Genomic DNA, 12,954 nt, shown 5'->3' on the forward strand with positions numbered 1-12,954 from the left:
ATGAGCGTTTTAATTGCCATGAGCGGAGGTGTTGACAGCAGCGTCTCCGCTTATTTAATGCGTGAGAAGTATAAAATATGCGTGGGAGCTACAATGATTTTGCACGGAAATTCACCCGATGATGCGCAAAAAATTTGTGAATCTCTTAATATTCCGCACGAAATAATTAACTGCTCGAAAGAATTTGACTCGCTCGTGATTCAAAATTTCGTGAAGGTCTACGAGTCAGGCGGCACCCCGAATCCCTGCATAACATGTAATAAATTCTTGAAGTTCGGATTATTATTCGATCACGCAAAAAATTTGAACCTCGACAGAATTTCTACCGGCCATTATGCAAGAATCGAGCGCGATACTTCAGGACGTTATTTATTGTGCAAGGCCAAAGATTCAGCACGGGATCAAAGCTACGTTCTTTACATGCTGACTCAGGAAAAACTCGCAAAAATTGATTTCCCGTTAGGAGACATGACAAAACCTGAAGTCAGAGAGCTTGCAGAGTCTTTAAATTTCATCAATGCGCGAAAAAATGACTCTCAAGATATTTGCTTTGTACCTGATAATAATTATGCGGGCTTTATCGAGTCTTACACGGGGAAAATTTATGAACCCGGAAATTTCATAAATGAGTCAGGCCAAATAATAGGCACTCACAAGGGAATCATAAATTATACAGCCGGACAAAGACGGGGGCTCGGTGTTGCTGCAAAATCACGGCTTTATGTCGCAGAAATTAATACGAGCTCGAACACTATAACGCTTGCTGAAGACGGCGCGAAAATCCTACAGGCCCGCGGAGTAATTGCCGATAACGCGAATTTAATAGCTCTTGACACAATAAATAATCTTCATGCACGAGTCAAATTGCGTTACAGACAAAAAGAGATTCCGGCAATAATCAATCAAATTAATTCTGACACGCTGATAATAGAATTTGCAGAACCTCAGAAAGTCCCGGCAATCGGCCAGGCAGCTGTAATTTATGACGGAGATACAGTGATCGGCGGCGGGACAATATCGCGAGTGATTCATTGATGAAAAACTCAGGATTTATATTGCAATTATTACACGGCAAATTATTAATTAATGCTATAATTACCGCGAAAACCTGAAATTTTTTATTCAGAAAGGGGAAAATTTTTTATATGTCAACAATCGGATATTATGATCCCGAAAATTTTAAGAAAGTCTATCACGCACAACCGCGTACAACAATCGAAACACTTTTTTACGGAAATAACGTTCATCACGTTTTAGACCTGAAAGAGGCCTACAATCTCGCGAAAAATTCACCCGGCACAATCGAATTAACCGGAATGCCCGTCTACAAGCCCACCGAGCAAGAATTACCAATGGACGCAAATGTATTACTCTTCAACGACGGCGCAATTTTCGGACGTACAGCAGCAGCACGCAGAATCGTCGGCTATCCTGATGTAGACGTTGCTAAATACTGCAAAATTATTCGTGAAGCGGTCTATCAAATGCGCTACAAAAAATTATATCAGGCAGACGCTTATGTAGGACTCGACGAAGATTTTATGACAAGCGCACATATTATTTTACCTGAAGGCTACGAGAACAATTTATACAACTGGATGATTAATTTCCAGTACGCAAATGAAGCCTACAAGCCTAGATACGAGAAATCACGCAGAATTTCAGATCATGACGGAGATATTTTCTTTGTAGCAGATCCCGACTGGTCGCACCCTGATTTTCCGCTCGGACTCGCTTTCTTCTCACCTGAAGAGAACTGCGCAATAGTTTTAGGCTTAAGATATTTCGGAGAACTCAAAAAAGGAACTCTCACACTTGCATGGGGAATCGCAGCTAGAAACGGTTACGCGTCATGCCACGGTGGTTTAAAGCGTTATACCCTCAAGGACGGCAGCAACAAAAAATATGTCTTGGCCGCATTTGGTCTGTCAGGGTCAGGAAAATCAACAATCACCCACGCAAAGCACGACGGAAAATATGACGTTATGGTCTTGCACGATGATGCATTTGTCGTAAACGTGAAGGATAAATACGCAATCGCATTAGAGCCGACATATTTTGACAAGGTTGCAGATTATCCGATCGGCTGCCCTGATAATAAATTCCTTCTTACATTACAGAATTGCGGATGTGTGAAAGACGCTGACGGAAAATTAATCGCAGTTACTGAAGACGTGAGAAACGGCAACGGACGCGCAATTAAATCACGTTTATGGTCGCCGAACAGAGTCGACAGAATCGACGAGCCGTTAAATGCTATTTTCTGGCTGATGAGAGATCCGACTCTGCCTCCTGTATTAAAACTTGAGGGACCTTCGCTCGCTTCAGTATTAGGCGCAACACTTGCAACAAAACGCACAAGCGCAGAAAATCTCGCCCCCGGTGTAGACCCAGACGCACTTGTTTGCGAGCCTTATGCTAACCCGTTCAGAACGTACCCGCTTGGAATGGACTACGAGAGATTCAAACAGTTAATTTCTGACGGTGTAGACTGCTACATTTTGAACACGGGCAATTTCATGGGCAAACCGGTCGGCAAAGAAAATACTTTGATGATCATTGAGCGCATTGTTGAGGGTAAAGCAAACTGGGTACCGTTCGGAAAATTGAGCGGCATTAAGACAATGGAAATTCCCGGCTTTGACGCAGATTTAAGCAACGAGGAATATCGCACGCAGTTGAAGAAACGTTTTCAGGATAGACTGAACTTCATTAAATCAAGAGAGACTGAGCGTGGCGGAATTGACAAACTTCCGGCAGATGCTGTAGAAGCAGTAGAAAAATTAATTGCTGAAATAGGCTAATATAAGATTTTAACGGCTGCGTTCTGGAAATTTCCGGGGCGCAGTTTTTTTGCTCATAAAATAAAACCTCCATACAATTTTTAAATCATACGGAGGCAATGCATCATAAAAATTTATTTGCTCGATTCTTTATTCATTTTGCGTGGTCTCTTGCGGCGTTGAGATTTATTATTTTTGCTCTGATTATTTGCAGGTTTGGGCTTGCGTTGGTCTTGAGGCTCTACTGGCTTTGATGGGCGTAAAGTTCCTGCATTGACTTTGACTCGCGGACGTTCGAGTTTTGCGCGTTCGATTCGTGCGATTCGTTCTTGAGCAGCCTTCTTCTTTTCGAGCAATTCTTTATCTTCGCCCCATTCTTCACCCTTCAAGACAGCCTCTTTAAAATCTGGAAACTCGCTAATTAACACAGGAACGAGTCTCCCCGTCGGAAATCTTACATTTACGTGTTCATTGCCTAAATCGAGACTTTCAAGCGTATAGAATCCCTGTTCAGTCTTTATTTTCGCGCCAGGCCCCGGCAATTTCGACCATAATTCCGAGTATAAATCTTTCTCGTACGACATGCAGCACATTAACCGCCCGCACAAACCAGAAATTTTTGTAGGATTTAACGCCGTTCTTTGTTCCTTCACGATTTTAATGCTTATAGGAGAGAACCCCCTCAGCCAATAACCGCAGCAGCACGGCCTACCACAAGAGGCAATACCCCGAACGATTCTAGCTTCGTCGCGAATACCAATTTGACGCATTTCGATTCGTGTCTTAAATTCGTGCGCTAAATCCCGAACATATGCGCGAAAATCGATTCTTTGATCTGCCGTGAAGTAAAAGAATAATTTTTTGCGGTCTAACATGTATTCAACGTCGACGAGCTTTAATTTCAGGTTATGAGACACAAGAATATCACGCGCCCGTAATAGTGCATTCTGTTCATCATGACGGCAGGTGTAATAAATTTCTAGGTCTTCAGGGTCAGCTTCCTTCACAAATTCTACATTCTGCAAAATTGACTCTGTCGAATCCTCAAAAGTTGATGAGTCAGCCTGATATTTTTCTTCCTGTTCGGGTGAAAGTCTGCCGCCGGGTAGTCCCATTTCTATGCCTCTAGGAGTCTTTAATACTACCCATTGTGATTTATTTGCTTCTAAATCCTGTAAAATTTTTTCGTTGTTTATCTTTGCCAACCCCAAATAACGCGGCTTACCAAAGATCGTTAAATATACGTTCACAGTAATTATTTTCTTCCTCTCTAAGTGTCAATATTATAATGTCGGATAATTGCGGAACTGATAAATTTTTCTTGTCAGCTATAATCTTCAAGAACGCTAATTTTTCAGCAATAGACTCATTTTCGCCGAACGCCGCCCAGTTAAGCCAGCTCTCTAAATCGTTTATAATTTCGTCTGCATTTGCTGAAGGACTGCGAGTTTTAGCAAGCCATTCGACCCATTCAGAATCATTTTGCGGGATCGGGAGTGATTTAATTTCGTCGTGAGCTGTCAACGTGTTAAAACGTGATCTGCTTCTCAAAGTCGGCAGAAAGAATCGCGAGTCCTCCATCAAGAATAACAAATAAGCGTGTTCGGGCGGTTCCTCAGCGAGTTTCAATAAGCTATTTCCCGCATTAAGATTTAATTTATCAGCGCACATTATCACGCCAAGACGTTTTTGTGATTCGAGCGGCCTTAATGCAATATCATTTATTAAATCCCGGCATAAATCTATATTCGGGGCTTTGTCGATTTCACCGCAAATTAATAAATCAGGGTGAGAAGGTCTATAGCTGCCTAAAATTTTTTTCGCGAGTGACTCAATTATTTCATTGTGCCACTTGGCCGGTGCTGCGATTGCCCGACAGTGTGTATCAGCCTCATTTAAAATATTCTGCCACGTTACATTAACAGCGAGATCAGACAACCTTTTATCTCCTCCATTAAGGCCAGTGCTTTTGTGCGGTTACCTTCATACATAAAAGCCTCTTCAAGCTCGTCCATAGCTTTTTCTGCGCGTTCGATAGTTACGTACATTTTTCTATCTGTTTTGCGCCACCTCATATCGCGTTTGATTCGCATACCCTTTGCAGCGCGCTTTAATAATTCATGCAGGACGGATCTATATTCAGCGATTAACTTTCCGCCCGGAAAAACTGATAACTTGTCTGAAAGCTCGTATAACTGGTCTAATAAATCTTCAAGTTCGGCGGACTCCATTGCTGACTCAAACGAGAATCCCGACGCTGAAATCGGCGATGCTGGTTCGGCGTGCTGTCCTGTGCTTGAGCTTCCATATTCGACTCTGGGCTGTGATGATGCTGCAGGTTCTCCCCCGCTACGTTTTATTTGAATGGGACTCACGATAACAAAGCCTCCAATTTTGAAATTATCGCGCTGAAAGTTTCTTCTATTGATAAATTATCGCACTTAATCACGATAAAATCACTGCATGACCGATAAAAATCTGCGACTCGTTTCATCAAGTCAAAGCCTTCTGACTCGAATTTGTCATGTAAATTTTTTCGCGCCTGGACTCGTTTAAAAGCTGTTTCCGGGTCAATATCGAGAAAAATTTTTATGTCAGGTTCGGGGAAATTGCAAGCCTTTATAAGCTCTCTTGCGCGAGAAATATTTTGATTATGTCCTCCCGATTGATAGGCAAGAGTCGAGTCATTATAACGCTCGCAAATAACGTTATGGCCTGCTTTGAGTTCCGGCAAAATTAATTTTTCGACGTGTTCGGCTCTGTCAGCGAGAAATAATAAAAGCTCCGACAACGAGTTATAATTATCGCTCGACAAAATAAATTCGCGCAGTTTTTTGCAGGTCTCACAGCCCCCCGGTTCGAATGTCGAAATAGTTTCTCGCCCCGTAAAAGTTTTCAGCCAGTGTGCAATTTTTCCGGCCTGAGTGCTTTTTCCGGTTCCGTCAATGCCTTCTATTGTGATAAATTTTGCGTTCATTGCTTCACTTCACTTTTCTATGTGTATAATGCGCTTCATCATGCCGTCAATAAAGTATTCAGAAGTAAAAATTTTGAGCGTTCCTTCTTTGATTCGGCGTGATTTGGTCTCGCTTAAATATTCCTGTTCTTCCGGCAGAAAATCTGCGTTGTTATGGCCGCTAAGAGCATTTCTCAACGATTCGCCTAGTTTGTCAGTGTTCAGCTCGATAAAGAGTTCATTATTTGCGTCAATAGCTTTTAGTTCGTTCAACATTCTAGCGAGCCCGTTAATAGATTTATAGCCGGATTCTATTGCGATTTGATTCATTGGGTTATTGCTGCCGCCTCTGACTACGACCTCACAGACTCCGGACGCTGACTCAGGGATTCGCAGGACAAATTTTCGCGTAAAAATTTCTTTCCTCCATTCACGCAATTTTACGATTATTATTACTTCATCGCCGGGACTTGCGCTTTTGGGTGCCTGAACGTCCTCGATAAATAAAGCTCTGGGTAAATTGCTTGCGTCTACAGTGATTCTAAATCCGGCCGGCATAATATCGGAGAAGGGCTGAGTCATGAAAGCGTCGATAATTTTCACTGACTGCTCGAAAGCCTTTGCTAAAACATTTTCACCGGAGAAAAATATATCTTTGCGGGTCCAACCGTTTGGGACATTTTTAGAGTCTATTCGCAGATTTACTGACATTGTGCCCTGACCTTTGCGCCCCCATGCCTCTTCAGCGAGTCCGGTATATAATCCGTTAAGTAACGAAGGAGTCAAGAACTCATCAGCTATCACACGAAATTTATATTTGCTTGACTCTCTTGTGTCCAAATTATTAAATACAAGCTCACACGCTATGGAATTTGCGAAATAATTAAATTTTCCTGCAATGCCTGACTCTTTGTCGTGCGTTACTGTGCCGTTAATTGTAAGTGGAGTCGCTAACTTGAACGGGAAAGCAGTGCTGTTTACTGTCTCATGAATGAAAGTTTTTGCTGCCGGATAATTTGCCCCGCCCCGCTTTAAAAATGGGTGTCCAAACGCGATAAATTTTCCGTCCTTAGATGTTGCCGTAATTGTTCCTGCCGCCGATAAATCAACGTCTCCCCATGCAAGCAGAACAGAAAGCGCCTCGCCAGGTTTGAGTCGTGAATTATCTATATTCAATGCGCCGGAAGTTCGCGAGATTCCCTGCGTTAAAGTAAGTCCGAGAGAGTCCGCAAATTTTTCGAGAGATTGAGTCTTTGTCATGCCCGATAAAATCAAATCGCCCGCTAAAAAATTTTTTCCAGGCAATTTTTCATCAAACAATAAGCACATTGACTCAATAGGTGTAACAGCCGCTAGAGTCTGATCCGAATTTTCCCAGCCGCTACGGACTGCACCGGCCAATTTATTATTTATGAAAACTGGAGAGCCGCTCATACCTTTTGCAAGTTTGTAGCCGCCTAAAAATTTTATGAGAATCTCATTATTTACGTGTCTGCCCGGTTTCTGCGGGATAATGCTTACAATTTTTACGGGAATTTTCTGCGGTTCTGTGCCTCGTAAGACTGTTAGCGCGTAACCTTTTTGACCCGGCTTTAATTGAGTGAGGCTTATAATTTTTTGTTCGGGGATAAATTTTTCTGCGCAAGATATTTCACACGAAAAAATAACTATCATCAACGCAATAAAAATTTTACGCATTTGACTTAACCTCTTTTGAATGCTGCTTCAGGTATTCCATTATGAAATTATTTATGTCGCCGTCTAATACTGATTGAATATTGCCGGTCTCGTAATTTGTCCTGTGATCCTTCACGAGCGTATAAGGGTGCAGGACGTATGAGCGAATTTGACTCCCCCAAGCTGCTTCTTTCTTATCGCCGATAACTGAGTCTAATTCCTCTTGACGTTCTTGATTCGCGATTTCAAATAATCTTGAGCGTAAAACGTGCATAGCTACTTGTCTATTCATGTGCTGTGATCGTTCATTCTGGCAGGTTACGACTATACCCGACGGCAAATGCGTTATTCTGACGGCTGAGTCAGTTCTGTTGACGTATTGACCTCCTGCGCCGCTTGCTCTGAATGTGTCAATCTTTAAATCTTCCGGCTTAATTTCAATATCGACATCATCAGGAAATTCAGGCGACACGAGAACAGCCGCAAAACTTGTGTGTCTTCTATGAGCAGAGTCAAACGGTGAAATCCTTACGAGTCTATGCACTCCCTTTTCAGCTTTGAGAAATCCGTACGAGTAAGCACCTTCTATCATGACAGCAGCGCTCTTTATGCCCTCGCCTTCGTCTGTTGCTGCTTCTATAATGTTAGTCTTGAATCCCTCACGCTCACAGTAACGCAGATACATTCTTAACAGCATTCCGGCCCAGTCCTGCGAGTCAAGCCCTCCCGAACCTGCATGAATCATTAATATTGCATTCGACGAGTCATAAGGCTCATTCAGCAGTAATAATAAACTTGTGCGTTCAAGCTCGTTTTTGAGGGCTGAATATCTTTGCGTGAACTCTGACTCAAGCTCGTTGTCTTGAGTGTCCGATAAAATTTCCTCGATAGCGATTAAATCATCATATTCTGAGTTTATGTGAGTCCAGTTATCGAGACGTGAATTTATTTGCGCAAGTTCCTTAAGAGTGTTGCTGCTGTCTTCCTGAGTCCAAAAATTTGGGTCTGAAGTTATCTTTGTGAGTTCCTGCGAGCGTTTTTCAAGTGCGGGAAGGTCAAAGGCTGTCCTGCATTGCAGAAATTAGCGCGTGCAGTTCTTCCAGTTCTGATTTAATATTTTGATTCATGGCGTACACCTTTCATTAATATATGGGAAATAATATCATACTTTGCAAATAAAAAATTGTCCCATCCATAAAGACGGGAGAAAATAAAAAATTTCGATATGTCTTGTAACGTTAATTACCTTAAAGTCTTTCGGAAACGTGCATTTATAATTATGAGCGGGAAAAAAGGCCTAGCAAAAACGCGAGAAAAAACGGGTCGCACACATACAACAAAATTTAATATATAAATATAAATTACAAGGTCATACACTAGTTAAGATGCTATAAGTAGACAAAACATTTGAAGGAGGAAGGGGACAAAAATCTGACTCTCCCAAATAATATTTTTACCGCCCTATTCACCATAGCTAAATCCAATAGAATATTTTTTGCATTGGCTGAAGAAAAAATCACTGATTTACTTCCATATAATTTATTGCAGATACTTCAACAAAAAATTTTACACTTTATAAATGAGTCAGATTTTGTTGAGGCTAAAAAGGTCTGAAAAATTGTCTCGCTAAATTGTGGGAGAAGCCTGAATTTAACGCAATTAAGGCACCTTGAAGCACTCAACGACAGAGCAGCAGAAATTAAATGAAATCACCGGACGACGCACAAATCAATCATTTATATACAAATAATTCATTCTTGAACGCTAATATTTTTCTGTTATTATCGCATAAATCCCGTAATTATCAGACTTTACAACAAATTTTAACATTATAAAAATTTTGCTTGACAGATCTCAAATATGACTTATAATATCTCATGTAATACAAATTTGATTGAAAGGAAGTGAACAAGATGGCAGTTACTATAACAGCCAAACGCTTAGCAGTAAGTCTCAAGCTCAATAACGGAGTAAGCGACAAAGGCACAACAAAAACTTTATCTGTTAGTCTCGGAAGCATGAGCAAGACAGCTTTTGACGCGGACAAAGTAATGAATATCGTAGCAGTATTGAGTCCGTGTTTTAGCAAAGAGCTTTTGAGAGTCGAGAAAACCGCAGTAGACATTCTTGAAGCGGCTTAGGAGCAGTAATAGGTCATTTATGATAGGAGGTGAACAAATAATGGCTACTAGTGTAAAAGTTGTAATGGCGTTTACATGCGATGACGGGAAAAATCATAACTTCAGCTACAAGTATGCAGATCCCGAACTCCGCACAGCAGACGTAAGAACGTTAGTACAAGCAATAATAACAAACGGGAGCGTTTTCGATCCTGTTCCCGTAAGTTTGGAAGGCGCAAAACTTGTTACTACCACTGAGAACGAATTTGATTTATCTTAGTGCAAAAAAATATCTCCCCAGTTCACGAGGCTGGGGAGCTTTTATTATATCACTTATGCAAGTAATTCTTTAGCGATAAACAGTACACTCAAAGCTACCATCAAGAAAGAAATATCCTTAAATTTGCCCGTCAAAATCTTCATTGCAACGTAAAGAACTATAGCAAATTCAATTCCTACTGCGATAGAATAAGCAAACGGCATCATGAAGAAGCCAATCAATGACGGTATTAATTCTGTCCAATCATCGTAATTAATATCACGCAATGACATCATCATATATATTCCGACAAGAATCAAAGCCGGTGCAGTCGCATAACCCGGGACAATCGTAACTAACGGCGTAAAGAATATAGCAGCGACAAATAATAATGCAGTAGTAATCGCCGTTAAACCCGTTCTGCCGCCCTGAGCTACACCCGACGAGCTTTCTACATAGCTTGTAACTGTTGAAGTTCCCATTACTGCACCTGCCATTGTTGCAACAGCGTCGGCCATTAATGCACCCTTTGCGCGCGGTAAATTCCCGTTTTCGTCAAGAAGTCCCGAACGCGAACACACACCTACAAGAGTCCCAAGCGTGTCAAAGAAATCAACGAAGAAAAATGTAAATACTACGATCCAGAATTCCGGAGCCTTTATCATCGAGAAATCTAATTTGCCGATTAATGGCGTAACTGAACTCATTTCGGGCATAGCAAATAATTTTTCAGGCATAGGAGATAACCCCATCGCTATAGATATTGCAGTAATTACTACGATTCCGATTAAGAGTGCTGCTCTAACTTTTAAGGCCGTCAATACCGACATGATAAATAGTCCCAGCATAGCTAACATCATGGGAATATTATTCTTGAAGTGTCCGAGTTCTACAAGTGTTGAATCATTGTTTACTACTATTCCGGCTGACTGAAGGCCGATAAACGCAATAAATAAGCCTATTCCCGCAGAAATTCCGATTTTGAGTGATTTGGGAATTGAATTCATTATTGCTTCACGAATATTTGTGAGGGTCAATGCTGCGAAAATAGCTCCCTCAATGAATACTGCTGCAAGTGCCATCTGCCATGTTACCGGCTGGCCGTTTATCTTCATGTTTAGGACGACTCCGAACGCAAAAAACGCATTTAACCCCATTCCGGGAGCAAGTGCAATCGGATAATTTGCAAGCACAGCCATTAAAAACGTACCTAAGGCAGACGCAAGACACGTGATTATTACAAGTGCGTTTTTGTCCATACCTGTCGCGCTTAAAATATCAGGGTTGACGATTATAATATATGACATCGTCAAAAATGTTGTGAGGCCTGCAAGAACTTCTGTTGTAAACGTTGAACCGTTCTCACGGATTCGGAATAATGACATTCAAATCACGCTCCTAAATTTTAAGAATGCTTGTTATTATCTCACAAAAATATCCTGCTTTCCCCCTTTGGTAATATCAATATAGCCCTGATCTGTGATTCTCAATTCAGGAATTACGCTCAAGCACAAGAATGACAAGACCATAAACGGATGATTTATTTCGATTCCTAGAGTCTTTGCTGAGTCTTCCATGTCTGCGAGTTTGTTTGCTACTTCTTCAGCTGATAAATAGCTCATTAGTCCGCCGATCGGAAGTGCAAAGGAGTTAATAATTTTATCGCCCTGAGTCAAAACGAGTCCCCCGCCCAAATCCGCAAGAGCCTTCAACGCCGTAATAATGCTTGTATCGTCAGCACCTGCAACCACGAAATTATGCGCGTCATGAGCAACACTTGAACCTACAGCACCCGATTTTATGCCGAGTCCCTTAATGAAGCCTACACCAAATCGGCCAGTGTCGTTATGTCGTTCGAGGACTACAATTTTTGCAATGTCATTTTCTTTTGCCGGGTCAAGTTCGAGAGTTTTTGTTATTATGCTTCCTGGTGTAATGCCTATGACTTTAATTAATTTTCCGGCTGTATCGATTTTTATCTGTGATTCTGTCGGGATTCTTGTAACATGAGTCTTGATTGCCGGTGCTAAATGTTCAGATTCGTTAATGCTGAAAACGTCTTTATCGCGCATTATTTGACGGCCATTTTTCCACACTGAATTAACCGCAAAATTTTCGTCGATTTTGTCCGACTCTAATAATGAGAAATCCGCAATTTTCCCCGGCGCTATAATTCCTCTGTCATATAATCTGAAATATTCTGCAGGAGTCAGCGTTACCATCCTTAGAGCTGTAAACGGGTTAAGACCTTCACGGCACATTATGCGCATTTTCTCGTCCATGTGTCCGCGTTCGAGCAAATATCTAGCTGTTATGTCATCGCTGACTATCATACATCTTGCAGCATTCAAAGGATTTTCACGGATTAGGGGGAGTAAAGTTTTTAAGTCAGGGAACGCAGCACCTTCACGAATCATCAGCCACATTCCGCGAGATAATTTTTCCCGTGCCTCATCAAGTGTTGTGCATTCGTGATCAGAGTCAATTCCTGCGCACATATAAGCGTTTAAATCTTTTCCCGACACTCCCGGAGCATGACCGGTTATGGGCCTGTTGCCTGCTGATAAAATTTTTCCCCATACGTCAGAGTCACCGGAAATTACTGCGGGATAATTCATCATTTCGCCTAAATGTTGTGTGAGTCCTGAGTCGAACATTGATTTAATTGCGTTCATGTCGAGTTCTTGATAAGGAGTCTCGAAATCGCTTGCAGGAACACACGAGGGCGCACCGAAAAATATATCAATCGGCAACGAACGCGAGGCCGAGAACATGTATTCAAGTCCTGCGATTCCCAGTGCGTTAGAAATTTCGTGAGGGTCTGCCATAACTGCGCTAGTTCCGTGAAGTGCTGCAAGATTCGCGAAATTTGCCGGAGTCATCATTGTGTCTTCAATGTGTATATGACCGTCTATCATGCCGGGAATTAAAACGCGTCCTTCTGCGTCAAAGTGTACGCGTGCATTCTTATACTCGCCTATGCCTGCAATTTTGCCGGAATAAACAGCAACGTCAGCTAGTTCGTACGAGTTCATGAAAATATTTGCGATCCTTGCATTGTGAATGATAATATCTGCTTCTAAATCGCCTCTTGCTACAGCTGGAAATTTTATCATTATTGAGCCTCCTTTATAAATTGCTCGCGTGGATTCACTCTAA

12 protein-coding genes are annotated in these 12,954 nt (G+C 41.7%); 4 read left to right on the top strand and 8 right to left on the bottom strand.

Features of this window, described 5'->3' with window-relative positions:
- Positions 1-1,035 carry a tRNA 2-thiouridine(34) synthase MnmA gene (mnmA, locus tag IJT21_10955; protein MBQ7578769.1) on the top strand — a complete coding sequence of 345 codons (1,035 nt, stop codon included), beginning with the start codon at positions 1-3 and terminating at the stop codon, positions 1,033-1,035.
- 110 nt (positions 1,036-1,145) lie between these two features.
- Positions 1,146-2,804 carry a phosphoenolpyruvate carboxykinase (ATP) gene (locus tag IJT21_10960; protein ID MBQ7578770.1) on the top strand — a complete coding sequence of 553 codons (1,659 nt, stop codon included), beginning with the start codon at positions 1,146-1,148 and terminating at the stop codon, positions 2,802-2,804.
- Positions 2,805-2,917: 113 nt separating this feature from the next.
- Here the strand turns inward: IJT21_10960 and IJT21_10965 are convergent, their stop codons facing one another.
- The 6 genes from IJT21_10965 to prfB all read right to left on the bottom strand — a co-directional run bounded on the left by IJT21_10965 (position 2,918) and on the right by prfB (position 8,494).
- On the bottom strand, positions 2,918-3,898 hold the full coding sequence (locus IJT21_10965; GenBank protein MBQ7578771.1) for a hypothetical protein: 981 nt from the start codon (positions 3,896-3,898) through the stop codon (positions 2,918-2,920).
- A gap of 106 nt (positions 3,899-4,004) precedes the next feature.
- Complete coding sequence (locus tag IJT21_10970) at positions 4,005-4,721, bottom strand: hypothetical protein (protein ID MBQ7578772.1); 717 nt, start codon at positions 4,719-4,721, stop codon at positions 4,005-4,007.
- Positions 4,697-5,158, bottom strand: coding sequence for a DUF327 family protein (locus tag IJT21_10975; protein ID MBQ7578773.1), 462 nt, complete (start codon positions 5,156-5,158; stop codon positions 4,697-4,699). Before IJT21_10975 ends, IJT21_10970 begins: the two co-directional genes overlap by 25 nt.
- Positions 5,155-5,760: a dTMP kinase gene (gene tmk, locus IJT21_10980; protein MBQ7578774.1), complete on the bottom strand. Its 606-nt coding sequence runs from the start codon at positions 5,758-5,760 to the stop codon at positions 5,155-5,157. Before tmk ends, IJT21_10975 begins: the two co-directional genes overlap by 4 nt.
- 9 nt (positions 5,761-5,769) lie before the next feature.
- Entirely contained in the window at positions 5,770-7,437 is a 1,668-nt protein-coding gene (locus IJT21_10985; protein MBQ7578775.1) for a hypothetical protein, read from the bottom strand.
- Positions 7,430-8,494, bottom strand: a complete 1,065-nt coding sequence (gene prfB / locus IJT21_10990; protein ID MBQ7578776.1) for a peptide chain release factor 2 — start codon at positions 8,492-8,494, stop codon at positions 7,430-7,432. Before prfB ends, IJT21_10985 begins: the two co-directional genes overlap by 8 nt.
- An 835-nt stretch (positions 8,495-9,329) precedes the next feature.
- On the opposite strand from prfB, the gene IJT21_10995 reads away from it, so the two are divergent.
- Entirely contained in the window at positions 9,330-9,557 is a 228-nt protein-coding gene (locus tag IJT21_10995; GenBank protein MBQ7578777.1) for a hypothetical protein, read from the top strand.
- Positions 9,558-9,597: 40 nt separating this feature from the next.
- Positions 9,598-9,816: a DUF2922 family protein gene (locus tag IJT21_11000; GenBank protein ID MBQ7578778.1), complete on the top strand. Its 219-nt coding sequence runs from the start codon at positions 9,598-9,600 to the stop codon at positions 9,814-9,816.
- A 53-nt stretch (positions 9,817-9,869) separates the two neighbouring features.
- Here IJT21_11000 and IJT21_11005 read toward each other — a convergent pair whose 3' ends face one another.
- Both IJT21_11005 and ade read right to left on the bottom strand, forming a co-directional pair.
- Positions 9,870-11,180 (bottom strand): NCS2 family permease, encoded by a 1,311-nt coding sequence (locus tag IJT21_11005; GenBank protein ID MBQ7578779.1) that lies wholly within the window; start codon positions 11,178-11,180, stop codon positions 9,870-9,872.
- Positions 11,181-11,216: 36 nt separating this feature from the next.
- Positions 11,217-12,911: an adenine deaminase gene (ade, locus tag IJT21_11010; GenBank protein ID MBQ7578780.1), complete on the bottom strand. Its 1,695-nt coding sequence runs from the start codon at positions 12,909-12,911 to the stop codon at positions 11,217-11,219.
- Positions 12,912-12,954 lie beyond the last annotated feature (43 nt).

The sequence above is a fragment of the Synergistaceae bacterium genome, assembly GCA_017443945.1.
In the GTDB taxonomy this organism is placed as follows: Bacteria; Synergistota; Synergistia; order Synergistales; family Aminobacteriaceae; genus JAFUXM01.

Excerpts from the sequence above, each read along its gene's own strand:
- IJT21_10995 (MBQ7578777.1), top strand. The coding sequence starts at position 9,330 with ATGGCAGTTACTATAACAGCCAAACGCTTAGCAGTAAGTCTCAAGCTC.
- IJT21_11005 (MBQ7578779.1), bottom strand. The coding sequence starts at position 11,180 with ATGTCATTATTCCGAATCCGTGAGAACGGTTCAACGTTTACAACAGAA.
- tmk (MBQ7578774.1), bottom strand. The coding sequence starts at position 5,760 with ATGAACGCAAAATTTATCACAATAGAAGGCATTGACGGAACCGGAAAA.
- IJT21_10965 (MBQ7578771.1), bottom strand. The coding sequence starts at position 3,898 with ATGGGACTACCCGGCGGCAGACTTTCACCCGAACAGGAAGAAAAATAT.
- mnmA (MBQ7578769.1), top strand. The coding sequence starts at position 1 with ATGAGCGTTTTAATTGCCATGAGCGGAGGTGTTGACAGCAGCGTCTCC.
- ade (MBQ7578780.1), bottom strand. The coding sequence starts at position 12,911 with ATGATAAAATTTCCAGCTGTAGCAAGAGGCGATTTAGAAGCAGATATT.
- IJT21_10960 (MBQ7578770.1), top strand. The coding sequence starts at position 1,146 with ATGTCAACAATCGGATATTATGATCCCGAAAATTTTAAGAAAGTCTAT.
- IJT21_11000 (MBQ7578778.1), top strand. The coding sequence starts at position 9,598 with ATGGCTACTAGTGTAAAAGTTGTAATGGCGTTTACATGCGATGACGGG.
- IJT21_10985 (MBQ7578775.1), bottom strand. The coding sequence starts at position 7,437 with ATGCGTAAAATTTTTATTGCGTTGATGATAGTTATTTTTTCGTGTGAA.